The sequence below is a fragment of the Paenibacillus sp. NPDC058174 genome (genome assembly GCF_042883865.1).
Lineage (GTDB): Bacteria > Bacillota > Bacilli > Paenibacillales > Paenibacillaceae > Pristimantibacillus.
The window spans coordinates 1439367-1464416 of the sequence record NZ_JBHVUY010000001.1; the positions used below are offsets into that span (position 1 = coordinate 1439367).

Annotated in this window: 28 protein-coding genes and 1 riboswitch; of the genes, 8 read left to right on the forward strand and 20 right to left on the reverse strand. The window is 43.9% G+C overall.

The window, feature by feature from the left end; translation table 11 throughout:
* Positions 1-7: 7 nt before the first annotated feature.
* The 20 genes from scpB to ACFVVF_RS06610 all read right to left on the reverse strand — a co-directional run bounded on the left by scpB (position 8) and on the right by ACFVVF_RS06610 (position 17720).
* Positions 8-634: an SMC-Scp complex subunit ScpB gene (scpB, locus tag ACFVVF_RS06515; RefSeq protein WP_387806503.1), complete on the reverse strand. Its 627-nt coding sequence runs from the start codon at positions 632-634 to the stop codon at positions 8-10.
* Entirely contained in the window at positions 603-1382 is a 780-nt protein-coding gene (locus tag ACFVVF_RS06520; RefSeq protein WP_387806505.1) for a segregation and condensation protein A, read from the reverse strand. Before ACFVVF_RS06520 ends, scpB begins: the two co-directional genes overlap by 32 nt.
* 31 nt (positions 1383-1413) lie before the next feature.
* Entirely contained in the window at positions 1414-1884 is a 471-nt protein-coding gene (gene ribH / locus ACFVVF_RS06525; protein WP_387806506.1) for a 6,7-dimethyl-8-ribityllumazine synthase, read from the reverse strand.
* 45 nt (positions 1885-1929) lie between these two features.
* Positions 1930-3174, reverse strand: coding sequence for a bifunctional 3,4-dihydroxy-2-butanone-4-phosphate synthase/GTP cyclohydrolase II (locus tag ACFVVF_RS06530; protein ID WP_387806508.1), 1245 nt, complete (start codon positions 3172-3174; stop codon positions 1930-1932).
* Positions 3175-3218: 44 nt separating this feature from the next.
* Positions 3219-3899: a riboflavin synthase gene (ribE, locus tag ACFVVF_RS06535; RefSeq protein WP_387806510.1), complete on the reverse strand. Its 681-nt coding sequence runs from the start codon at positions 3897-3899 to the stop codon at positions 3219-3221.
* A 15-nt stretch (positions 3900-3914) separates the two neighbouring features.
* Positions 3915-5021: a bifunctional diaminohydroxyphosphoribosylaminopyrimidine deaminase/5-amino-6-(5-phosphoribosylamino)uracil reductase RibD gene (ribD, locus tag ACFVVF_RS06540; protein ID WP_387806511.1), complete on the reverse strand. Its 1107-nt coding sequence runs from the start codon at positions 5019-5021 to the stop codon at positions 3915-3917.
* Between the two features lie 158 nt (positions 5022-5179).
* Positions 5180-5383: riboswitch (FMN riboswitch) on the reverse strand.
* Positions 5384-5604: 221 nt separating this feature from the next.
* Positions 5605-6036 (reverse strand): peptidylprolyl isomerase, encoded by a 432-nt coding sequence (locus tag ACFVVF_RS06545; protein WP_387806513.1) that lies wholly within the window; start codon positions 6034-6036, stop codon positions 5605-5607.
* Between the two features lie 54 nt (positions 6037-6090).
* Complete coding sequence (gene lysA, locus ACFVVF_RS06550; protein ID WP_387806515.1) at positions 6091-7422, reverse strand: diaminopimelate decarboxylase; 1332 nt, start codon at positions 7420-7422, stop codon at positions 6091-6093.
* 143 nt (positions 7423-7565) lie between these two features.
* On the reverse strand, positions 7566-9218 hold the full coding sequence (locus tag ACFVVF_RS06555) for a spore germination protein (protein ID WP_387806517.1): 1653 nt from the start codon (positions 9216-9218) through the stop codon (positions 7566-7568).
* Positions 9219-9253: 35 nt separating this feature from the next.
* Positions 9254-9685 (reverse strand): stage V sporulation protein AB, encoded by a 432-nt coding sequence (locus ACFVVF_RS06560; RefSeq protein WP_387806519.1) that lies wholly within the window; start codon positions 9683-9685, stop codon positions 9254-9256.
* Positions 9675-10325, reverse strand: coding sequence for a stage V sporulation protein AA (locus ACFVVF_RS06565; RefSeq protein ID WP_387806521.1), 651 nt, complete (start codon positions 10323-10325; stop codon positions 9675-9677). The genes ACFVVF_RS06560 and ACFVVF_RS06565 overlap by 11 nt, the downstream gene beginning before the upstream one ends.
* 106 nt (positions 10326-10431) lie before the next feature.
* Positions 10432-11187: an RNA polymerase sporulation sigma factor SigF gene (sigF, locus tag ACFVVF_RS06570; RefSeq protein ID WP_387806522.1), complete on the reverse strand. Its 756-nt coding sequence runs from the start codon at positions 11185-11187 to the stop codon at positions 10432-10434.
* Between the two features lie 19 nt (positions 11188-11206).
* The gene (spoIIAB, locus tag ACFVVF_RS06575) at positions 11207-11635 is read right to left on the reverse strand and encodes an anti-sigma F factor (RefSeq protein ID WP_387808866.1); all 429 of its coding nucleotides are present in this window, start codon (positions 11633-11635) and stop codon (positions 11207-11209) included.
* Positions 11636-11649: 14 nt separating this feature from the next.
* The gene (gene spoIIAA / locus ACFVVF_RS06580) at positions 11650-12003 is read right to left on the reverse strand and encodes an anti-sigma F factor antagonist (protein WP_387806524.1); all 354 of its coding nucleotides are present in this window, start codon (positions 12001-12003) and stop codon (positions 11650-11652) included.
* Positions 12004-12143: 140 nt separating this feature from the next.
* Positions 12144-13322: a D-alanyl-D-alanine carboxypeptidase family protein gene (locus ACFVVF_RS06585; protein ID WP_387806526.1), complete on the reverse strand. Its 1179-nt coding sequence runs from the start codon at positions 13320-13322 to the stop codon at positions 12144-12146.
* Positions 13323-13883: 561 nt separating this feature from the next.
* Positions 13884-14261 (reverse strand): hypothetical protein, encoded by a 378-nt coding sequence (locus ACFVVF_RS06590; protein WP_387806528.1) that lies wholly within the window; start codon positions 14259-14261, stop codon positions 13884-13886.
* Positions 14262-14354: 93 nt separating this feature from the next.
* A complete protein-coding gene (locus ACFVVF_RS06595) occupies positions 14355-14549 on the reverse strand; it encodes a hypothetical protein (RefSeq protein ID WP_387806529.1) in 195 nt (64 codons plus the stop codon).
* Positions 14550-14599: 50 nt separating this feature from the next.
* Positions 14600-15178, reverse strand: coding sequence for a 3D domain-containing protein (locus ACFVVF_RS06600; RefSeq protein WP_387806530.1), 579 nt, complete (start codon positions 15176-15178; stop codon positions 14600-14602).
* 209 nt (positions 15179-15387) lie between these two features.
* Positions 15388-16368: a phage lytic cycle repressor MrpR family protein gene (locus ACFVVF_RS06605; RefSeq protein ID WP_387806532.1), complete on the reverse strand. Its 981-nt coding sequence runs from the start codon at positions 16366-16368 to the stop codon at positions 15388-15390.
* A 14-nt stretch (positions 16369-16382) separates the two neighbouring features.
* Entirely contained in the window at positions 16383-17720 is a 1338-nt protein-coding gene (locus ACFVVF_RS06610) for a DNA sulfur modification protein DndB (RefSeq protein WP_387806533.1), read from the reverse strand.
* A 192-nt stretch (positions 17721-17912) separates the two neighbouring features.
* Here ACFVVF_RS06610 and ACFVVF_RS06615 point away from each other — a divergent pair, with 192 nt between their 5' ends.
* From ACFVVF_RS06615 to ACFVVF_RS06650, 8 genes are all read left to right on the forward strand, one after another.
* Complete coding sequence (locus ACFVVF_RS06615) at positions 17913-18146, forward strand: hypothetical protein (RefSeq protein ID WP_387806535.1); 234 nt, start codon at positions 17913-17915, stop codon at positions 18144-18146.
* Between the two features lie 233 nt (positions 18147-18379).
* Entirely contained in the window at positions 18380-20959 is a 2580-nt protein-coding gene (locus tag ACFVVF_RS06620; RefSeq protein ID WP_387806536.1) for an RNA dependent RNA polymerase, read from the forward strand.
* Positions 20960-21238: 279 nt separating this feature from the next.
* Positions 21239-22036, forward strand: coding sequence for an SPRY domain-containing protein (locus tag ACFVVF_RS06625; protein ID WP_387806537.1), 798 nt, complete (start codon positions 21239-21241; stop codon positions 22034-22036).
* Positions 22037-22306: 270 nt separating this feature from the next.
* A complete protein-coding gene (locus ACFVVF_RS06630; protein ID WP_387806539.1) occupies positions 22307-22582 on the forward strand; it encodes an HU family DNA-binding protein in 276 nt (91 codons plus the stop codon).
* 29 nt (positions 22583-22611) lie between these two features.
* The gene (locus ACFVVF_RS06635) at positions 22612-23205 is read left to right on the forward strand and encodes a distal tail protein Dit (RefSeq protein WP_387806541.1); all 594 of its coding nucleotides are present in this window, start codon (positions 22612-22614) and stop codon (positions 23203-23205) included.
* Positions 23206-23229: 24 nt separating this feature from the next.
* Positions 23230-23865: a hypothetical protein gene (locus ACFVVF_RS06640; protein WP_387806543.1), complete on the forward strand. Its 636-nt coding sequence runs from the start codon at positions 23230-23232 to the stop codon at positions 23863-23865.
* A gap of 11 nt (positions 23866-23876) precedes the next feature.
* Complete coding sequence (locus ACFVVF_RS06645) at positions 23877-24515, forward strand: hypothetical protein (RefSeq protein ID WP_387806545.1); 639 nt, start codon at positions 23877-23879, stop codon at positions 24513-24515.
* A 48-nt stretch (positions 24516-24563) separates the two neighbouring features.
* Complete coding sequence (locus ACFVVF_RS06650) at positions 24564-25037, forward strand: PAAR domain-containing protein (RefSeq protein ID WP_387806546.1); 474 nt, start codon at positions 24564-24566, stop codon at positions 25035-25037.
* Positions 25038-25050: the final 13 nt, after the last annotated feature.

Consider the following 25050-nt stretch of genomic DNA (forward strand, 5'->3'; position numbering starts at 1 on the left):
GCCCGCTTTATTCAGCGGGCTTGTTTCCGGTAATCGGTATAAATTCATCAATCGTCGTCTGTCTCTCGCCTAGACGCTCGAACAGCATTTGCGTTTGCTCTTCCAGCGCCTCTTCCATGTCCACCTGTTTCGGTTCGGGCAATGACTTAATGCTTGGCAGGCCGAAATAATCTAAAAATGATTTCGTCGTTCCGTAAAGAATCGGCCGTCCAATCGCCTCTGCCCGTCCTACTTCTTCAATTAAATCTTTGGATACGAGCGACTGGATCGCTCTGTCGCTCTTAACGCCCCGAATCTCTTCGATGTCGATGCGCGTAAGCGGCTGTCTGTAAGCTACAATTGACAGCGTCTCCAGCGCGGCTTGCGACAGCTGGGAACGGGTAGGCGTGTAAGCCATCCGTTCGAAATAAGCGGCATGATCCGGGTGCGTCGTAAGCCGATAGGAACCGGCAACTTCCGCGACTTGAATGCCCCGCTCTTCTCTTGCCAAATCCCGGTGAAGCTCGTACACGAGATCGGCTGCCAAATCGGCGTCCAGCTGCATAATATCGGCCAACTGGCGCTTGTTCAATCCCTCGTCGCCGGCCATAAAGAGCAAGCCCTCAATAATCGACTTCAATTTCGGATAATCCACTGTCCGCAGCTTCCCCTCTCCAATGAATGACGATATCTTCGAATAAAGTGTGCTGGAAGCAGCGAATATGTTTCATTTTCATCAGCTCCAGAATGGCTAGAAACGTAACGACCACCTCATGCTTGTCCATATTCTCACGGATAAGCTTCGAGAATCGCACCGTCTCAAACTGGCGCAGCACCTCAACGATATCGCGAATGCGGTCCTTGACCGATATTTCATCCCTTTGAACAGTCGCTACGATATTGCGGCGTGCCGCTCTGCGCATCGCCCGCTGGAACGCGGCGACAATATCAGAGACGTGAAGCCCTTCAAGCGGATTCACGTCCTCCTTCTTCAGGTAGGGCGTCATATCGTCAGGCTCGCGTGAATAGACGAGGCTCCGCTCCAGCTCCTTCTCCCGGAGCTGTTCGGCAATCTGCTTGAACTTCCGGTACTCCACGAGCTTCTGGATCAGCTCATCGCGCGGATCAAGTCCGTCATCCTGCCAATCTTCATATTCATCCTCAAATACGGGAGGCTTCGGCAGCAGCTGCTTGCTCTTCATCGACAGCAGCGTGGCTGCCATCACAAGAAATTCGCTCGTCACGTCCAGCTCCAGCTCTTTCATTGCATGCAAATATTCCATGTATTGATCGGTAATTTCGCTGATCGATATTTCATGGATATCAATCTCAGCCTTGTCGATGAGATGCAGCAGCAAATCGAGCGGCCCTTCGAATGATTCAAGCTTGTAAAGCACTGTCACTTCGTATTTCCTCCCGGCAATCGTCTATCCCTTAATTATGCAGCATTTTCGTTAAATTTGCCATCTCAATTGCAGATGCTGCTGCTTCATAGCCTTTATTGCCGGCTTTTGTCCCCGCGCGCTCGATCGCTTGCTCGATAGAATCGACTGTCAGCACGCCGAAAATTGTCGGTACACCAGTCTTCAGCGCAATCGCCGCTACACCTTTCGCCGCTTCATTGCAGACGAAATCGAAATGCGGTGTTGATCCTCTGATAACAGCGCCAAGCGTTATAACGGCATCGTACTTGCCGCTCTCCGCCATTTTTTGCGCGATCACCGGAATTTCGAAAGCTCCCGGTACCCAAGCAACCTCGACATCGCTGTCTTGTGCGCCGTGGCGCTTGAATGCGTCAAGCGCTCCGCTCAGCAGCTTGCTGGAAATAAACTCATTGAATCTGCCTACTACAACTCCAAACTTCAAACCTTCCGATACTAAATGTCCCTCATAAACATGCGGCATAATTAATTTCCTCCTATTAATCACTTTTATTGTAGTGTTAACCCGTTATTGCTGTTCTTGCCCTTCAAAACGAAGCAGATGCCCCAGCTTGGATTGCTTGGTGCGCAAGTAGCCGTTGTTGCTCTCATTGGCTTCCATCTGAATCGGCACCCGCTCTACAACCTCGAGTCCGTAGCCCTCAAGCCCTTTGATCTTGCGAGGATTATTCGTCAGCAATCGCATTTTGCGCACGCCGAGATCCTTTAGTATTTGTGCACCGATACCATAATCCCGCAAATCAGGCGCAAAACCAAGCTTCAAGTTCGCATCGACTGTATCGAGTCCCTGCTCCTGAAGCGCATAAGCCTTAAGCTTATTGATCAAGCCAATTCCCCGGCCTTCCTGGCGCATATAAAGCAGCACGCCCGAGCCTTCTGCATCGATTTGCTTCAGAGCTGCGTCCAGCTGCGGACCGCAATCACAGCGGTGTGAATGAAAGACGTCTCCGGTCAAGCATTCCGAGTGTACACGGACGAGTACAGGCTTCGAACTATCGATTTCGCCCTTCACGAGCGCAACATGCTCTTTACCGTCTAACTCATTCGTGAAAGCGACTGCGCGGAATACGCCGAAATCGGTCGGCAGGTTTACTTCAACTGCACGCTCCACAAGCTTTTCTGTTTCATTGCGATACTCAATCAGCCCTTGAATCGTAATGAGCTTCAGGCCATGCTTTTCTTTAAACGCGGCAAGCTGAGGCATTCTAGCCATCGTGCCGTCTTCGTTAATAATTTCACAGATGACGCCTACCGGCTCGGAATTGCAAAGCTTCGCCAAATCGATTGCAGCTTCTGTATGTCCAGCTCTTCTGAGTACTCCGCCATCCTTCGCAATAAGCGGGAAAATATGTCCCGGCTTCCGGTAGTCGCCAGCTTTCGTCTCCGGATTAAGCAGCGATTTAACCGTCTCCGACCGTTCAAATGCCGAGATTCCCGTCGTTGTCGAAATATGATCGACCGATACCGTAAAGGCCGTGCCGTGATAATCCGTATTTTGAGCAACCATCGGCGGCAGATCGAGCAGTTCGGCGCGTTCCTGTGTCAGCGGCACACATACAAGCCCTCTTGCTTCCGTGATCATAAAGTTGATAACTTCCGGTGTCGCTTTCTCGCCTAAGGCGATCAGATCGCCCTCATTCTCGCGATCTTCATCATCTACAACGATAACAGGCTTACCGTCCAGCAGGTCCTTTAATGCTGCTTCAATCGTATCAAACAAGCCTTCTTGCAGCCCTTCTTCTTGTCGGCTCATTCTGCATCCCTCCTCGTCCCTCTATCTTCTGCAACCCGTCTCTCTTATATAAATCCGTTTTCGCTTAAAAAAGCAGCCGTCAGTTTTCCGTTTCCGCTTTTGGTCGGAGATGCGGCCCCATGCGAATCGCCTCTGCCGAAATGAAGCAGATGATCGACATATTTGCCGATAACGTCGCATTCGATATTGACTGTCTCTCCCGGCTTTTTGCCGAGAAGCGCCGTCTCCTTAAGCGTATGCGGAATGATGGAAACCGAGAAGCCATCCTTCCCGGCGTCAATGACCGTCAGGCTGATGCCGTCAATGGTGACGGAGCCCTTCGGAATGATATAGCGCAGCAGGTCGCTGTCCGCCAGCCGGATCGTGAACACGACGGCATTAGCATAAGGCTCCCGGCCCGTTATAATACCGGTTCCGTCCACATGCCCTTGCACGATATGTCCGCCAAAGCGGCCGCCCGCAAGCATTGCCCGTTCTAAATTGACAGCCTGCCCGGGACGAAGGCGGTCCAGATTCGATTTGCGGTACGTTTCCGGCATAACATCTGCCGTAAAAGAGCCTTTGGCATATTCCGTCACAGTCAGACATACGCCGTTAACCGATATACTGTCGCCCAGAGCCACGCCGTCTGTTACGATGGAAGCCTCTATCGTCAGCACCATCGCTTCGCCCCGCTTCGACGCCTGACGCATCGTGCCGACTTCCTCGATAAGCCCCGTAAACATGGGCAGCCCTCCTAACTAGTGTTGACTGTACGCCGGATAACCGGCAATACATATATCTTCGCCTGCCATCTCCACTGCTACACGTTCCAGCTCGATGGCTTGCGCCATTTTCTCGAAGCCGTCGAACGTAAAGGTTCCCGGAGCTTGCAGACCGCCGATAATTTTGGCTGCCATATAGATCATGATTTTGTCGATAAGTCCCGCTTCCAGCATCGCGCCGTTCAGCTTGCCTCCGCCCTCTAGCAGGATCGAGCCGATTTCCGCTTCGCCTAGCTTTCTCATCGCTTCCTTCAAATCAACATGCTCGCCTTCGCCAGCTCTTACAAGCTCTACTCCAGCCTCTTCAAGCGCAGCTCCTTTAGCTTGATCCGCTCCTTCTGTCGTCAGCACAAGAGTTCGTGCCGAACGGTCGGTAACCACTCTAGCGTCCAATGGAAGTCTCAGCTTGCTGTCGACGATGATGCGTACCGGATGAATCGCCGGCACCTCCGCCCTTGTCGTCAGCATCGGATCGTCAGCAAGCACCGTTCCGATGCCGACCATAATCGCTTCATGCTGATGGCGCAGCGTATGAACCTGCTCCCGGGCTGCAGCGCCGGTGATCCAGCGGCTGTCGCCAGTACGGGAAGCGATCTTTCCGTCCAGCGTGCTCGCCGTCTTCAACGTGACGAAAGGCAGCTTTGTCGTAATGTACTTGTTGAATTTCTCGTTCATCGAACGAGATTTCTCCTCCAGCAAGCCCACCGTCACTTCAATTCCCGATTCCCGCAGCCTTTCCAGTCCGCGGCCTGCTACCTGCGGGTTAGGGTCTGTAGCGGCAACGACGACGCGGGCTGCTTTGGCGGCAATAATCCGCTCGCAGCATGGAGGCGTTTTGCCGAAATGGCTGCAAGGCTCCAGCGTCACATAGACAGTTGCTCCCTCTGCCTCGTCACCCGCCATCTGCAGGGCGTGCACCTCGGCATGCCCGGTTCCCCGCTTCAGATGCATGCCTACCCCGATGATTCGTCCTTCTTTCACAACTACGCAGCCAACAACCGGATTAATGCCGGTCTGTCCCGCCGCTTTGGCCGCAAGCTCAAGCGCTAGGCCCATATAGTAAGAATCATTCAAAACTTCCATGAACGCAAAAACACCCCAATCGGCTGAGTTCGCCAAACGGGGTGACAGGTGATGAGACTGCTTCGATTGCATAACGAATAGATCAATTCAAACAAACCTATGTCACTTGTGAAAACCGGCACAAGCAAATAAGCATGTATGGATATGCATGCGAATCAGATCTCCTTCTCCCATCCAGACTTTACTGTCGGTCCCGGATTTGCACCAGGTCCACCGTTCCGTGCCAGTGTGCGCGCTAGCGCTCCAATCTGGTACAGCCCGGGTCACGGACTGACGAGCGCCGCCGCATAGAGGTTGACCTCAAATGCCCGCATCGCCCGATCACCGCCGGTTGGGACTTTCACCCGACCCCGAAGGAAAACTGCTATTTTTTAAATTGATACTGCTAATGTTAAAATCATGCCTTTCTGCAGCGTAAAAGTCAAACTGCAACAAGAACGATTACATTGATGAAATGTTACCACTGTAAAAATGAAATTGCAAGGTTTTTCATCTCTCGAAAGTTTAGTTGCTAACAAAAAAACTGCAACGCAAGGGTTGTCCCCTCACGTCACAGTCTTATTTAAACATTTGTTAAAGTGAATTAAACTTCGTACACTTCAACTTTTTGCATTTTATCGCGGCCTTTGAATGCATCTACATGCTCCATGCCTTTGCTTACTTTGCCGAAAACGGTATGTTGGCCGTCCAGGTGCGGTTGCGGCTGGTAACCGATGTAGAACTGGCTGCCGCCAGTGTTACGGCCGGCATGCGCCATTGCAAGGCTTCCGCGCTCATGCTTATTCGGGTTGATCTCGCAGTTGATTTGGTAGCCAGGGCCGCCAGTACCAGTACCGTTAGGGCAGCCGCCTTGCGCGACAAAGCCCGGAATAACACGGTGGAATACGAGACCGTTATAGAAACCATCGTTAGCCAGCTTCTCGAAGTTAGCTACTGTGTTGGGAGCGTCTTGATCAAACAGGTCGATTACGACCTCTGCGCCGTTTTCTAATGTGATTTTTGCTTGTTTTGCCATGTGTAAACATCAACCTTTCTGCATCGAATAACTCTACGTTACCAAATTTCGCCCTTACTTCGCAAGTTCTGCTTTGCGAAGGCGTGCAGGAATAACGTCGTTAACGACAATGTTGTCGAGTGATTCGCGTTGAACAGCCAGGTCAGCTTGCCCGTCTTTAACGAATACGACAGCCGGACGGCGGATACGGTTGTAGTTGCTCGCCATCGCATAGTTGTATGCGCCTGTGCAGAATACAGCGAGCAGGTCGCCGATATTTGCTTTCGGCAGCTCCAGATCAATAATCAGCTTGTCACCGCTCTCGCAAGCTTTGCCTGCAACCGTTACAGTCTCTTCATTCGCTTCGTTAGCGCGGTTCGCCAGTATCGCTTCATATACGGATTGGTACAGTGCCGGACGCGGATTGTCTGTCATCCCGCCGTCAACGGCGATATATTTGCGCACGCCAGGAATTTCCTTCGCTGTGCCGACTGTGTACAGCGTCGTGCCGGCGTCGCCAACCATGCTGCGGCCCGGCTCGACCCAAATTTCAGGAAGCGGGAATTCTGCAGCCGTGAAGTTCGTGATGATGGCATCGGTAATTGCGCCAACATATTGGGCAATTGGAAGCGGCGTGTCGCCTTCCACATAACGGATGCCAAAGCCGCCGCCAAGGTTGACAACTTGGAAAGTCAGGCCCAGTTCATTGCGGATCTCAACTGCAAACTGCGAAACTTTGTTTACAGCCATACGGAAGCCGTCCACTTCGAAAATTTGCGATCCGATATGGGAGTGAACGCCAAGCACTTCAAGATTGGCAAGAGAAAGCGCTTCTTGAATCGCTTTCTTAGCTGCGCCGTTCGCAAGGTCAAAGCCGAACTTGGAATCCTGTTGTCCCGTCGAAATGTATTCATGTGTATGCGCCTCTACACCTGGCGTAATACGGAGCAGGATCTTAACAGTCAGACCTTTTTCCGCAGCCAGTGCGTTGAGAAGGTGCAGCTCGACAAAGTTGTCGACAACGAAGCAGCCAATGCCCGCTTCAAGCGCCATGTTGATCTCGTCAGGCGTTTTGTTGTTGCCGTGAAAGTGAATACGCTCAACCGGGAAGCCGGCTTGCAGAGCCGTATACAGCTCGCCGTCGGATACGACGTCAAGGGAGAGTCCTTCCTGCTCAGCAATCGCGCACATTGCCATAACGCTGAACGCTTTGCTCGCATAAGCAACCTGGAATTTCAGGCCGGAAGCTTTGAACGCCTCCACGTATTCGGATGCGCGCTGGCGCACAAGCGCTTCGTCAACGATATATAGCGGCGTACCGAACTCCTTCGCCAGATCGGTTGTGTCGACACCGCCGATTTCCAAATGCCCTTTGGCATTGATTTTGCTCGTTCCATGCAAATACATTTAATTATCCCCCTCGGATTTCTTCTATCCCAATGGATAGAGTACGAATCGATGCGATTCGAACGAATATCAACAGTATATCGCAATATATCGCCGAGAGAAATGGATAATTTCACAATTCATTTGCATTTTTTTAGCCTTAATCATCTGCGGCGAGGCATCTTGTCCATCTGCTGCGGGCGAAGCAGATTTGGCCTTGTCCGGTTTTTCAGCACCGGCTGGCGTACGATAATGTTCCACATTGCCCTTGGATCGAATGGAATGAACGGCCACATGTAAGGTCTGTTGAACGAGCGCTCCATGCACAGCACCATCATGACAGCAGTCGTAGCAATCATAAAGCCCGGCACCTGGAAGGCGGCGACAGCAACAATCAAGATGAGCCGGACGATGCGGTTGGCAAGACCAAGCTCATAGCTTGGCGTAGCGAACATGCCGATTGCAGCGATGGCCATATAGAGTACAACCTCATTTATGAACAGCCCGGTTTTTACCGCAATGTCCCCGATCATGATCGCTGCAACCAACGACATCGCCGTTGCCAGCGAGGTTGGCGTATGGACGGAAGCCATCCGCAGCAAGTCGACGCCGATCTCCACGAGCAGAAACTGGAGGACAAGCGGCATCATGCCCGTCTTTTGCGGACCTAGAAAAGAAAGAACGGCCGGCTTGAGCTCCGGATGCATGACGAACAGCAGCCACATCGGCAGCAGAAACAGCGAGGCGAAAATCCCGAGAAAACGAACCCAGCGCAAGTAGGTTCCGATAAAAGGCGTCTGCCGGTTTTCTTCCGCATGCTGCACCAGATCAAAGAATGTCGTCGGCAAAATCATGACGCTGGGCGACGTGTCGACAAAGACCGTAACGTTGCCTTCAAGCAAATGTGCAGCGACGACATCCGGCCGCTCCGAATAACGGACTAGCGGATAAGGGTTCCAGCCCCGCTTCACGGTAGCCTCCTCCAGCTGCTTGTCCGCGAGCGGCAATCCGTCGATTTCGACGAGGCTGATTTTGTCTTTAATCGATTTCAGCAGCTCTTTGTCAACCAGATCGTCGATGTACGCGATACAAATGTCCGATTGCGTCCGTTCACCTACTCTTACGAGCTCATAGCGAAGATGGGTATCGCGCAGCCTTCTGCGCACGAGCGAAATATTAACCATCAGCGTCTCCGTAAATCCGTCCCTGCTCCCCCTCACTACCCGTTCAAGAGACGGCTCCTCCGGGCCTCGTGACGGAAAGTTTTTGGCATCAATAACGAGTGCGGTTGATTCCTTGTCAATGAAAAAAGCGGTGTCGCCGGACATAACATGGGTCAGCACATCATTCCAATCGTCGACAGGCGTCACCTGCGCGGCTGGAACATACAGGTCAAAGAAGGATCGGAAGGCATGGCCGGACAGCTCATCCGGATGCAGATAAGTCAGCCTCTTCAAAATGTCGGTCAGCAGCACGCTTTGCGAAAGGCCGTTCATGAAAAACATCGCAGTCCGGTGCTCCCCGAACGTCATCTCGCGGACGACAATGTCAAAGCTTGTTTTATAGCCGATATCATGGGTCAACCGTTCCAGCACCTCATCCAGGCTGCTAGGAATGGCTGAGCCCTTCTTTTCCTTGCTTCCGCTTTGACTGCCGCCTCTAGATGGGCCGTTCGTTTGCTTATATTCGGATTGAGAATACTGGGCTGCCCCAGGAGATAAGCCCGTCTCCTCATTCAGCTGCTCCCTTGGCACATAGCCTGCCGGCGGCATAGAGTCCGTGTCATTGCCTTGCCGCTCTTTATCGAAATCCGTCATGCTGCTTAGCCCCCTTCATTTCGTCATCCTGCAAATTACCATTGATAGTAGAGCCAATCAAACAATGAACCGAGCGTTTTGCCAAGCACCATCGCCATCACGAGACTGACTAAATAGCCGGAGAGATTCATTCGTTTGGCCAAAATCGGCAGCACATTCATGACCTCCGTGAGCGCTGCGGCAAGCATGCCGACAAAAATGCCTTCCAGCAGACCCGATGGGATTAGAAAAGCTGCTTTAGGCAGCGCCAGCCGCCAATCGAGAAAATCGGCGAACGTCCAGTACATCGAGCCTCCGACAATCGCGGTCTCGAACCAAGCCGACATCCGGTAGGCTCTCGCCACCTGCGCCAGCCGCGGAACCAGATCAAATACAATTAGCAGTGCTACTAACCCGCTGCCAACAGCTAGTCCGCCGGACAAGCCGATTAGCGCAGCCAGCAAATTACGGGCAAGATCAATGATCATCGGCAGCTTGCCCTTCGCTCATCGTATTTTTTTTGCGCATCTCGTCGGCGATGACGTAGGCATTTACATTTTCCTGATACGTATACAACTCCACCTCAAGCGGATTCGGCTCTTCATTGAAACGTTTGCGGAACAAATGATTGAAGAACAGGATCATCCCAAGACCGATGCCGAGCGAATAAGGAATTTGAAACCAGAGAGGATGCTCTGTTCTTTCACCGGTTATGAGCTCCACGATCCGAATATGAACCTCTCTCATACTGACATCAGTGTGAAAATTCATAATCGCCAGCCCCGCACCGAAAAATAACAACAGCCAGGCGAACAGCAGCACAACAATGCGCGGCTTCACCGGCTTCTCGGATACCATGATCAGCACTTGCGGATCGCCGTATGCTTCGACGGAAAGACCGGGTTCAGCCTCTCGAATCGCTCTGACGATTTGCAGCAGGTCGATAACGACCCGGTTGCCGTCCGCCTTCGCATGGCGATACAGCACCAGGTCCGCAAGCCGCTGCTCCTGCTCGTCACTCGCAGCCAGCAGCCGGGCTACTTGTCCTAGCGTTACTTGATGTCCGGGACGAATCGAAATTCGTTTTTTGAGACGCAGATAGAGAGCCGATTGACGGGGTACGTCCATCTGTCATCATTCCTAACGTATTGGATTCACTTCCCTTTTAGTATGAGAAAAGGCGGCGGCGGATAGTCATGCTTATCTAGGTAAAAAATTGAAAAGACCAAACCGCCTATTGGGCGATCTGGTCTCGAATCGACTGCAATATTTTTTTCTCCAGACGCGATACCTGCACCTGAGAAATGCCAAGCCTGCTGGCAACCTCGGACTGTGTCTTATCCCGGTAATACCGGAGATAGACGATCAGCCGCTCCCGCTCGTTGAGGCCTTCGATCGCTTCTACCAGCGCCAGCTTATCGAACCAGCGCTCCTGGGAATCGTCCGCAATCTGATCCATCAGCGTAATCGGATCGCCGTCATTCTCGAATACCGTCTCGTGAATCGAGGTTGGCGGCTTATTCGCCTCTTGGGCGAACACGACATCCTCCGGGGTGATTCCAAGGCGCTCCGCTACCTCGCTAATCGTCGGCAGGCGGCCAAGCGTCTTGGACAGCTCATCCTTCATCTTCCGTACTTTGTTCGCGGTTTCCTTCAGCGAGCGGCTCACCTTAAGCGTACCGTCATCGCGCAAAAACCGCTGTATTTCCCCGATAATCATCGGAACCGCATAGGTAGAAAACTTCACGTCATAGGACAAATCGAATTTGTCCACGGACTTCAACAGTCCGATACAGCCGATCTGGAACAAATCCTCCGGTTCGTAGCCGCGGTTGATAAACCGCTGCACGACCGACCATACGAGCCGGATATTGCATTGCACGAGCGTATCTCTTGCCAACGTGTCGCCAGACTGGCTTAGCGCTATAAGCCGCTTTACTTCTGCGTCATCCAAATACGGCTGAGCCGTTTGCTTCAAATCGACATCCATGAGGTTCAACCCCTATGCGCTAGTTGTATAGCGCTTTTTTCGATTCGATTCGTTTCAGCATCGACAGACGGGTGCCCCCGCCAAGATCGCTGGAAACGTCGAAACGGTCCATAAAATTTTCCATAATCGTAAATCCCATGCCCGAGCGCTCGAGCTCCGGCTTTGACGTATAAAGCGGCTGGCGGGCCAAATCCAAATCCTCAATGCCATGTCCATTATCGCTGATGATAATGGAGACGGAGTCGCCTTCAATCGAGGCTTCAATCGTTACTTTGCCGGCAGGGTCGCTGTCATAGCCATGAATTATGGCATTGGTCACCGCCTCCGACACCGCGGTTTTTAAATCATTCAGCTCCTCCAGAGTCGGATCAAGCTGAGATACGAAGGACGCGATGGCGACACGCGCAAAAGCTTCGTTCTCTGAGCGCGCGCTAAAGGTCAGCGTCATTTCATTCCGTCCGTTCACGAGACCACCTCCAGACTTGATATCGCTGTTCGCTCATTGTCATGAATCTCCAATATTTTGAACAGGCCTGACATTTCGAACAGCCGATACACATTCGGATTTACATCGCAGACGACCATCTTGCCGCCCTTGCTTTTCACCTGCTTGTACCTGCCGAGGATGACGCCGAGCCCGGAGCTGTCCATAAATTGCAGCTCTTTCAAGCTTAAGAGAATATGAACGCTCGAGCCGCGAGCGATCGCTTCCTCCATTTTGAACCGGACAATATCGGCGGTATGATGGTCAAGCTCACCTCGCAGACGTACGATAAGCACGTTCCGGTAATGCTCCAATTCCGCTTGCAAACTCATTATCGCTGTTCATCTCCTTCTGCTACGCATTTGGATCGAACTAGCATTTCTCCAAGCTGGAGCCGGTTTCCTGCATGGCGACAAAACTAGAAGCATACCGCTAGAAGGCGACAATTTACGCCGGAAAATGGGTCAGGATTTTAAGTGAATAATCCGCCTAAGGAACGCTGGAACATTTTCCACCAGCCCGCTCTGTCAACCGACTGCGGCGCGTCCACAGGAAACTCCTTAAGCACTTGATCGCCTTGGAACACAATCAGCTTGCCAATCGGCTGGCCGATCTTCACCGGCGCTTTCAGCGGCTCAAGCTGCAACTCGTAACGGATATCCGTCGTCGGTGTTCCTTTTTTCAACAGCACGCTGTACGGATGCTTGGCAACGATCGGCATCTGTGCGACAGCGCCCTTCTCGATGTTGACATTGCCCATCGGATCGCCTTCTTTAAAGATCGAATGGGTCATATACTGGGCAAAAGCATAATCGAACATTTGAGCCACTTCGTTGTTTCTTGTTTTCGTATTGGGCTCGCCCATTACGACGGCAATGATCCGCAGATCGTCGCGTCTAGCTGTTGCGGACAAACAAAATTTCGCCTCGCTCGTAAAGCCGGTTTTCAACCCGTCTGCCCCGCTATAAAAGCGGACCAGCTTGTTCGTATTCACAAGCCAGAATGGCTTCTCCGATGTTTTCCGGAGGTAATCCTGGTAGAGACCCGTATATTTCGTAATTTCCGAATGCTTGAGCAATTCTCTCGACATTACCGCAATATCATGAGCGGAAGAGTAATGATCATTGGTCGGCAGGCCGTTGCAATTGGCAAAATGTGTGTCCTTCAGTCCAAGCTGCTGCGCTTTTTCATTCATTTTCGCCACAAATTGCTGCTCCGTACCGGCCAGTTTCTCCGCCATCGCAACGGATGCGTCATTGCCGGATGCCAGCGCAATTCCTTTAATCATGTCGTCTACCGTCATTTCCTCGCCGGGCTCGAGAAAAATTTGCGATCCGCCCATCGAGGATGCATATTCGCTGGCCTGAACTTTGTCTGTCAGCTTAATCGTTCCGTCATCAATGGCTTCCATAATAAGAAGCATCGTCATTATTTTCGTAATACTCGCAGGCGGCAGTTTATCATTGCTGTTTTTTTCATAGATGATCGTACCGCTGTCTGCATCCATCAAGATCGCTGATCTAGCGGAAGGAGCCAGGTCGGCGGCCGAGCCCGCATTCGCCGGTGCTTTCTCTTCAGCGAATGCCGCAACAGGCATCGCCATACATAGTGCGGCTGCTAGCATAAATAGTCTCATACATCGTTTTTTCATGGCAGGTCCCTCCAAAAGATGATGCGGCCAGTCATGACCGCAATTCGGCTAATTTTTCCTCTACAGTGTCGGCTTGTTTGTAGAAAATTATTCCACGTTTGAAATAATATCGGGGAGTGGAATATGTAAAAAAGGCCGCTAGCATTTGCTAGCGACCTCATTCCATTACAAGTTTCATACTTTAAGTTAATTGACTTTGAAAATTTTTAAGCAAACAATGATTGCCGTTTACGACAAACGCAGATACCCACTGCCCTACTTCATTCTGTGACTCAAAATAGTACATAATACTATGTCCTCTAAGACTAATCCCATAGCATCTTAATGCAGTTTCTACCCCATATAATGTTGATATTAATATTTTCCCAAGATTAATTAACGGTTTATCGATCGTTCTATCCCTGCATTGGGTCATTAATTCTTCTCTTAGGTATATACTACCGCACTTGCTGCAAACAAACCCCATAAAACATCCCCTCCTATAAAAAAATATTGATAAAAAAAGCGTAGAATAATCTACGCTTGAATCTATGTATTATTTGTTAACTCCTTTTCTCTTTATCAAACTGTCCGGGGAGCTAATGAAAATTGAACCGATCCAAAAATAGTACTCATAGCCGTACCTGCGAAGTTGCTAATCGAATGCGAATTATTTTTATCATTGTGTTCAATTATTAAAACATTCGTATAGTTATCCAAGTGGACTCCGCCTAATCTCACAAAAACATTATTATTCACCGCTTGAACTTCTGTATTGATTAGCGAAATAATATCCGATACAAAGTGATCCCGATTACCTTTATAAGTGCCTTGTGGAATAATAATAGATACCAGGCTATCATCCACATTAAATGCAAATGAATTATTATTATCACCAATTACAATATCTCCATTCAAATCTGCTGTTCCCCACACTTGTGTACCGTAGCTAATTGCCATTAAATTAATCCTCCTATAAGTACTTTAGTATAGTAATAAACTCATTCAAATTCCTATATATTTTTAATAAATTAAAATCTTTATCCCTTTAATCTACGACTCAATTTCCTTGTAGCGATTAATCCACTCCGTGTAGCTTCTGTAGGTAGCCTCATCCATATCATTCTTAATATAGGGGAGAGCCTGCTCGACAGACATAACTTCATATACTGAAGGCTTTTCAAACTCTTTTGTACTGTAACTAAATAGCAGATTAAGGATAGCTTCTTTAAGCTGCTGCTCATACAAATTGATCATCCTCTCCTTATGTTTCAAATTAATAAAACTGCGGCCCTCAACTAATCATAAAGAAATATAACTTTTAGTTTCTTACGTCCAAATTCCTTTGCCTCCAATAAGTTATCCATATATATATCTAAATGTTTATTTCTTATTTTCCCTCCACGATCTTCACACACATAGACCTTATTTAGAGATGGGATATAAACTTTTGTGCCAAAAGCTATGGACCTTGGACAAGCAACTGTTCTGCCTTCCTTAACTTTGCTGCCACTAGCGGTTATTCCGTATTCCGGATGAGAGAGAGTCTTTCCAGTGCTTTCCTTGCCTGAAGTATATGCTGTTATTTCATAAATATCATATTTATCATGCTTTACATCATCGGAAAATACCCTTTTATCCGGAACTATCAATTCTTTTAAAGATGTGTTATCGTCAGCGACAGACGTTTTTAAGGAAATAGGTATAAGTGATTCTGTATACTGACTAAACTCAATCCTATTATCAAAAGATTTTATCGATAAACCGCCTGCTAGAACTAACATTGCTATAGACATACACAATTTCCCTGCTAAATATAGATTATTTACACACTTCACTCTCTTATGTATTTCTAAATCTTTAAATCTTTCATTCACATTCGACACCAATTATCTCTTTGAACACCTGCCTTATCATAATAATATTTTTCATAAAACTATAGTAAAAATAACTGGCACTTCAAAAGTGTAGTCCTGTGCTACAACAATTTCCAAGCAAAATCAATATAACATCTACCATCCAATAAGGTCAATAAGTTTGAAAAAATAATATTTTTATCTCAAATGAAATATCCTAGGGATGGTCCCTAGGATATTTCATACAAAGTACTAACAAAATCTTTATTTAAAAATTCGTTTTTTATACGCTTTAGAGCCAGATCATTTAAGTTGTATTGGGTTTTAATTTTACTGTAGAGAGTTTCATCCAGCTTTCCATTTGACAACAGGTAATCCTTAGCCATTGCAATCATTCCAGATTGCATAATAATAGTGGGCGTGATTTTCATATCCATTTCGTCGAATACCTTTTGAATAGTCTGGAACCTTCTGTATACGGCAGCTCCATCCGATTCATCTGTATTAATTGTAGTAGCTGTATCCACAGCTCGTACTACGTATTGATTCGATATCAAATCAGCCGTTTCTTGTGCTCTTAAGTTTTTATCTGGATTACCGTTACTTTTTGTATATTCGTTACTCTTCATAGCGTCATTGCAAAGATCAATGAACTGATCGTCAATCTCTACAGTTCTTTCATTCTTGTTCTCATCATAAACCTTAACTGTTTTATTGACAGTGTCAATATCGCCGTTTTTCAAATTCACGATCTCTGAGTTGTTCGAGCTCCTTATACCAAGATATGGAGCATAAAAAACCACAGCGACTTGAGGTTCAACAATATTCTTCAACATATCTTTTACTTCGATATCCGTAAGATGCACCTTTTCAGGTTTGATTACAAACTGTTTCTTCCAAGCCGTGTCTACAATCTCTAAAGGATTCGTGCCTTTGTAATGTCCTTCTTCTATAGCCCAATCGATATAACCAGACACATATTGCACATAGGTTTTGGAGGTTGTTGGGGTTGTAGCCATGAACGTGTAAAAAAGCTTTCTTAGCTCTTCTCTTGTGAACGCATATAAATCTTTATTATAGTCTTCTTCAGCACTCCGAGTTATTTTGAACACTCGCTTAAGATTATTGCGATAGCCGTCTTTATGAATCGACATATAATCTAATTTAATAGATTCATTATACATCTTATCATCGAAGATGGTATTCGACATGAACTTGCTCCCCCTTATTCTAAAATTTTGTCTACCTCTGATTTAACAAAGTTTTTAATTTGCACTTTAACTTTATCTGAATTGGTTTTACCCTGACCGCTCATAATTTCAGTTAGAGGTGAATCACTCTTATTAAAGTTTATACGGTTGATAATCTCAATAATTTTATCTACAGGATAATCCTTGCCATACTTGTCAAACAATTTTTTAGCAATGACAACAAAGCCAACATGCATATTATGATGCGGAAACCAGCTAACCTTCAAATGCTCCACTCTATTTTTGATGAGTTCATCCTGAAACGAAGGAATTAAATACTCATACATTTTTTTCATTACATCTTGGACATCATATTTATCCTTTGTGTCCTTTGGATCAAAAATGGATTGTATAGCTTCAGAAATAATAGCAAAGTTCGTAATCGAAATTCCCTTGCTGAGAGCCGTTTTTATTTCAATTCTGTCTCGAAGAACAGGCAACGTCATCAAATACTTTGTAATCTCTTGTCCGTACTCATTTCCGCCATAATATTTAACAAGTGTTTTATCAAATGGATTGACTGTATTCGTCGTTGCTAATAAATGCTGTGCTTTTTCAAGCGGATAGTGCTTAATATCGATATTCATATAACCATCAAAATCAGGATCTTCTTCAATTATCCGCACAATTGCTTCCAGCCTGTGTGCACCATCTATAATATTAAGAGTTGAACCTTCATTAATCGTTAACTCTCCGTCAGAGTAGCTAATACTGCTCTTTCCATCAACTAGAACATTGAATAATAAAGTAGAAGGGTTATATACTCCCTCTTTCATCAATTTAACAATATTATTAACACTAGCGTTTTTAATATTCTTTTTCTTCTTTACTTCGCCTGTTCTTTTCGAAACTGATTTTTTAGCCAAACGTTGGGTGTCGAAATTGTACGTTAATAATCCGTTCACTTCAAGCGCTGCCAGTTGTTTGAACGAAACAGCCGTTAAATAGTCCTCGTCTGTGACCCTGATCGTGGGTGCGAATGTAAAAGGAAAACGATATTCAAAAGGTCTTTCAAATTCAAATTGATTTAAATCTTTAATTTCTTTACTTTTTAAAAAATGTTCCGGATTAATGTCATCATTTTGAGTGATTGCAAAAACAGCATTTATGATAGCAGCAAGCTCTTCTCTCTCAAAATTGCTAACCTTGTCAGGTTGTGCAACCAACTCTAAAAATGTTCCTCTTGGCATTTTATGATTTTCCGCAAGAAAATCTTCAATCGCTCTTTGTTGATCCCTATGTTTGGCGATTTCAGTTAATGTATCCAGCAAGATCACATAAAGATCATCTGCACTCTTGATACCTACTGCCAATGCAATCACTCCTTAAAAATACAATTATTTATCCTAAATTTGATTATAACATATGGATTATATATATGAAAACAATAAGCGGAAAGGTATTTTCCGTATGAGAACATATGTTTGATTTTTTCGGTAATTGTGATAGAATGGTATTTATAATACCGTTAACTACTAGTTACTTTATCATTGGGAGATGATTATGTGAACAAAAACAAACTTTACGCTACTGGAAGCATTACAATTCCAATTTACATGGAAGTATCTAATACAGATAGCAACGCTGCTCTAACTCATGCTCAAACTCTATTAAATAATGCTACTATCGCAACTTTACAAGGAGATCTATCTACTTGGGATGGAAAAGAATATCCTATACTAGCTAATAGGTTAAGAATCGAATGGTATGATGTTATTGACCAAGAAGAGATTATCTAATGTATAGAGGGCATGTTCTCATACTTGCCCTCTATCTTCATATTCCTGTTTCACTGATCAAACTGTCTTCTCATAAACAATAAAAAATGTTAAAAAAACAATTTACTTGACTATTAATAATTTAAAATGATAATTTAATTATCAGTACATATGACTCCCACTGTTTCAAAAAGATTAAATATTGCAATTCTAAATTATCATCATTAATTACTGCCATAGGAGTTGAATACAGTTTGAATAAACAGATCCAGCTTTATAGTTTGGATACTAGCGACTTTTATAATGAAAGTGAGTTAAAAATCCACAAAAAACTTTCTCGATACTATTTCTATCGAAGCTATTTAAAAAAAATAATAAATCAAACTAATATGCTAGAAGAAAAAAAAGAAAAAGCTAGTCGATATCGTACTAATCTAAATAAGAGAATTAAATCTAAGAAGGAACTTCTTATCAATCAATTTAATGAAAACAAAAATATAAGAGTGCTTCACGATCATAATCTGCAAGATAATAAAATTATTTCTGCATTTGAATCCGTTCTGACTAGAACACTTGAATTACCTGCAAATATTTTAACGAAAGATTTGTTTGTGGTTCAAACTTATCATTTTAACATCCTAAAGGATATTATTTATAATGGATTTACTTACAACAATGAAAAATACATATTCTTCACAGCAAGTGCGGGTCAGATAAGAACTAAGAAAACATTATTTATTAAGGAAAGTTCTTATTTAAAGCATTCGGAAACTCTTATGTGTGGTTTATCAAATAACAAAATAAATCATATGAATGGGGTTAATATTAATAAGTTTTTAGCTTATCTTGCTTTATGTAACAGTACTACGGAAATTTGGGATCATTTCAATATTGATAAAACGATAGTTGTAGAAGACATGGAAACTATGGTTACAGGTGTTGTTGACTATATACACAACGAAACTTACGACATAACCAGAAAGAAAATGAATGTCCTTATCAACCACACAGATGGTTGTGGAATGATGTTGCCAAAAATCAGTAAGAAAAACTTTATGATACGATTACCGTGGGTTAAAGGGCTTTTAGTAGCTTTTCCTTTTGACAAGTTTATTAAGGAGCAAGGCGTGAACGCATCAAGAGTAAAAGATATTTATGGAAAAGAATATGATGTAATTAAGGACGATATTCAAATTATTCTTACTCGAAGTCAATTTAAAATGCATAAATATTACGAGTCATGGGATGAATACAAAACTTACTTCAAACAATTTCAATGTCATGCTGCTAAGTGCAACGAAGAAGAATCACATATACATAACAAGAGAATTAATTATCAAATGATCCAAACATTATCCGACTTCACAGATGAAGAATTAGTACAGATAAGTGAAAAATCAAGAAACGAAATTAAGAGTATTGGAACAAACTATAAAACGATGTTAAAGGTTCTAGGTGTCGACAAAACAAAACCATCACTAAATCATTTCCAACAAGCTGTGAATATCTATCCAGAAATATTAACTGACACCTATAGTAGAGCAATTCTTAAACAAATAAAAAAGAGTCTAGTCTCTGAGGCCAAACTAGGTAAGATTCACATTGACGGAAAGTATACATTTATTTGTCCTGATTTATATGCATTTTGTGAATATCTATTCACTGGTCAAAAAAAGCCTAATGGTCTTTTAAATGACGGGGAAGTATTTTGTTCCTTGTATGAAAGTGAAACTGAACTCGATTGTTTAAGAAGTCCTCATCTCTATAAAGAACATGCAATTAGATGCAACGTCGTTGATGACAATAAAAAAAAATGGTTTATAACCAAGGGATTATATACAAGTTCTCATGATTTAATCAGTAAGTTGCTTCAATTTGATGTCGACGGAGATCAGGCTTTAGTGTGTTCCGATGAAACGCTAGTTTCCGTTGCTAAAAGAAATATGAAGGATGTTGTTCCCCTTCTCTATGATATGAAAGTTTCTCAACAACAACAATTGAACCATGCAAATATATATGATGGACTAGTAACTGCATATACTGGTGGAAACATTGGCACTATCAGCAATGACATAACAAAAATATGGAATAGTGAATCTATAAATCTAGATGCTATTAAATGGCTTTGCGCAGAAAATAACTACACGATAGACTTTGCCAAAACACTGTATAAACCCACTAGGCCAAAAGAGAAAAAGATAATTATTAGTTCATATACTAGAAATAAGTCACCATATTTTTTAAAACATGCAAATAACGAAAATGATGCTCAGTTTGAAAAATGGAACACCAGCACTATGAACAGGTTAGAGAAGATCATTACGAATCCCCGATTGCAATTTAAAACAATGAATCTTGGAGAATTTGATTATAGTGTTCTTATGAAAAATAAAGAAGTCAGTATCAATGAGAATATAGTGGAAATGTACACTAAGTTGGATTTGAATAAAAAGTTTATAAGTAATAACAATAAAACTGAAAAAGAGTACTACACTGGAGACAACCTATATATATATACAAAGATCAGAAATGAAATAACCGAAACTTTTAAGCAATTTAGCATTGATTATATTGTTGATGTTCTTGTTAAATATTTATACCTATACAAAAAAAGCAATTACAAAACTACTCTATGGTCCAGTTTTGGCGATATTATCGTTAAAAATATTTCTTCAAATATATCTGATCACGCAAATGGGCTTCTAAATAGATGTGAAGTTTGTGGATTAAAAATAACAAAAATAAACAGTCGAATTAAGTACTGCGAAACTTGTTCCAAGGAGCGAAGCAGAGAGCAGACTAGAAGAAGAGTTCAATATCACAGACAAAAATAGAAAGTATAGAATAATTAAATTTTCAAATCAACAATTACAATGACCAACTCTGCAATTCACTAAAAGGAGGTGAACCTATCGAATATAACACTGTCCCCTATCTGTTGCAGCAATAGCTTGCTTAAAGTCGCATAAGGAGCGCAAGATCCTTAGGTTCTCCTCCACAAGACTGGATTTTTCAAGGTTCAAGTGACGGACATCTCTGGACTGAATTACACTCAATCACAGATATGACGTCATAGAAAAATCGTGAAAGAAAATTACAATTGAGGTGATTTTATGACTCTGGTTACATGGGATATAACAAATAAAGGAAGCTCTGTCTTGTTAACCAATAATAATATGACAGCTATGGTTCCCAACCTGTCTAACACAGCGAGAGCATCTGTCGGTAGAAATTCCGGAAAATGGTATTGGGAAATTACTTTCAACGCATTACGCAATGTTATGGTTGGAATTGTAAATTCAGCTGCAGGAGTAGAACAAACGTACAACTCTATCTATCATAGAGGCATTTATTCTTTTAGCGGAAACAAGATTATTGGTCCCACTGGTCAACCATATGGCTCCAGTTTTGGCGCTGCTGACACTATAGGAATTTTACTTAACTTGGATCAGGGAACAATAGAATTTTTAAAGAATAACACAAGCTTTGGGATCGCCTTCTCTGATTTGTTAACTCTGGGAACAGTATATCCTTCAATAACAGCTGCTTCTGGCAGTGGTGGAGGTACAGTGAATGCAAATTTCGGGGCAACACCTTTTAAATATACTGTTCCTCTAGGATATAGTCCTTATGCAATTGATGAAAGAGTCCTGATTATGGAGGGTAAGAATATATACTCCTACGTAAATAAAACTCTTAATTATGTCAGTGATGCTCCAGTCACTAAGGATATGTTTTCTACTTATGGCGTTGAATTAGCAGCTATAAATAGAACCTTAACTACTTTAAGCTTCCCAATGGATAAAAGCAATATTAGTACTGAGTTACTCGGATCTGGCAAGGTATTCAAAAAGAAAATAGATTTAAATAAATTTATTGACATAAAAGGAATAAGCATAAAGGACATATAACTGTATAAAGTTTGACTCATTTAGAATGTGTAACGCTTTAGAAAATCAACTAAAGTAACCATAAAAACATTGAATATTTTATCCCTTCTCTCTTCTTTACCATCAGATAAATTATCTTCTTAATAATCATATAAAATGCGTCTCGTTTAAGAGTTAATCATTTAAATTATTAAAAATAAAACACTCTTTAAAGGAAAACATACAATTTATTTTCACTTAAACAAACATTATCTTTATCAATTACTTCTAAAGCAAAGGGGGATTATGCAAATGAATAAAGTTGAACTAGCTTCCAAAGTTGCAGAGAAAACAAATTTGACTAAAGGTGACTCCGAAAAAGCACTTAAAGCGTTTATTGAAACCATTATCGAGACACTTCAAGCTGGAGAACAGGTTGATATCGCTAAATTTGCAAAGTTTGAGCCAAAAGAAATGCCAGCACGTATTGCAAGAGATCCACGAACAGGAGAATCTTTAAATATCCCTAACAGACAAAAGTTAAAAATCACTCCTTACAGCGCACTGAAAAATTCAGTTAAATATTAAGACGAATCTCGTGAAAGGGGGTGAAAAACATGACCATTCATGATTCGCTTTATTTTGAATTTGATGGAATTAAGAGTAAAGAATTAAAAATGCTAAATGTAAATCTAGATGGAGGCATGCATAACCAGTACTTTGCCTCCTCTCAATCCATCAACGAAGTGAAAATCAGAGGGAAAACGAAATCCTATTTTCAAAGTGTTGAAAAGGATCCTTTGAAAATTAGTGTTACATTTGCTTTTGAAGAAGGCTGGGATGAGACCAGCCTACGCAGCATAAGAAAATGGCTGACTGAGCCCACCTACTATGCCCCACTTAAATTTTCGAATAACAATGAAAAGATTTATTATGCGCTATATGTAGATGAGCCTGAGCTTCTGCATAATTCATTATCTCAAGGCTACATAACCATTAATTTCCGTTGTAATGACGCTTATGCCTACTCGCCATTAATGCTCTCCCCTATTTATGATTGGGATGAATCTCCTTTGGTCATCACACAGAAGCGTTTTAACAATGGACAATTAAATGGTGTCGTACTAAATACGGATGATCAGATTACATTGGCTACAGCATCGCCTACTTGGGGCAGCCTCCCTTCATCCGCCCTGTGGAGCGATTATTAATTTTAAGAAAGGAAGGTATATCACATGTCGACTACTACTAAAAAATACAATTTAGCTAAACCTGGCACTAGCGATCATATTCATCAAACGATATTAGATCTAGCAAATAATTTTCAAATCATTGACGATGCACTGGAAACGACTGTTTCAAGTACTCCTACTTCAGGAGCTTGGAAAATCAATCAACGTGTTTATTATACAAACACTTTTGTTGGCGGCTTTGTAGGTGCCATTAATATTAGAGCTGGTGAAGCTGCACCTGTCTGGGATTCTTTGACTGCCTATACAACAGGACAAAAAATTACGCCTACAGCAAATAACGGTCACTATTATACTTGCATTCAAGCTGGACATAGCTCTCCTTATGAACCAGCATGGCTTGTTGCTTCCGGAACGATTACAGAAGATACGAAAAATAAGAGCTACTGGGAGCCGACAAAGGCGTATGAGCTATATGATATCGTTATTCCAAGTGTGCCAAATGACAGGTTTTATGTCTGTACAGTAGCAGGAACTTCGGGTACAAATGAACCCGATTGGGCTGCTCAAGATGGAATAGCTACTTCCGATCGCGGAGTCGTTTGGATGTCATATCGTATCGTGAAATGGAAAGAATCGGGACCATCCGTCAATTTCAGACCGTTTGGCAAGATTGAGTAGGTGATGCATCCATGACAACCTGGCTTGAACTGGCAGGAATGAAAGGCTACTATCAATCGGAAAATATTCCGGTGTCCTTGGAGGGCGATGGCACCCTATCAGTCATCACCTGGTCGCAGTCTGTGAGTCCGAACCACTCCGTATCGATCTATACCTCCCTATCCTTTAATGGAGGAAATGATTGGTCGGAGTGGAAAAAGGCTGACAACGGCGGCAAAGTTCCAGACATCACTGCCACGCTCCCATTAAGAAATGCCTTATTACGATATCGGGCGTTTGTACAAACGACTGAGCCGCTAGATTTGCCTTTGCTGAAGGAAATCAAATTGGAATTTGAACCTGTGCTTATTTTTGTGAACGAGGGCGACACCGCTTGCCGCCCTGAAATCTGGATTACGATGAATGAAAATGGCGACTTCAAATTAACTAATTTAAGTAACAGCAGTGAGGTATTTGAGTTCAAAGGCTTAATCGCCAATGAAACCGTCTATGTAAATAATGAAAAAGAATATATTCAGTCAGATATTAATACGATCTACCGTTATAAAAACTTTAACGATCATTATTTGTCGTTGCCTGCCGGTGTTAACCTCTTTAGAGTCAATGGTTCAGCAAAAGTTCAATGGCGTTCGCAATTTAAGCTTATCTAAATTAATTGGAATAAAACATTTTATTTCATTCCAGTTGGAGGTGATTAAATGACAGGAGTAGCCTTGCACGGAGCGACTATTGTGGAGTCGATAAAACCTAATCATGTAGAATACTACGTTCAGTATAGGCAATGTGGTCATTATGATGAAGAAACAGGATTATGTGATTCTTACTATTGGACATCCCCTTCTCCGTTACCACCAAGAGATGCAAAAATAACTGGAACAGTGAAAGCTTCATCCTCCAATATGAAACTTAACGGAGCAGGTATAGCTAAAGTCGGTGATAAAACAATCGAAACCTGGGTTGTATATCCCCCTATTCCAGCAAATACAAATGACACTATATATACAACAAGAGGAGCAACATCAGGCAGCGGTGAAGGTCAAATCATTACTGGCAGTTCAAAGGGCAAGCTTGACGGGCAGCCTATTGCACTAATTGGTTCCCAAGTAAGGACGATGCTCGGAACAGAGACCACAATCTCGAATGGAAATTCAAAACTGAGTTTCAACAGTTAAAGGAGGTGAAAAA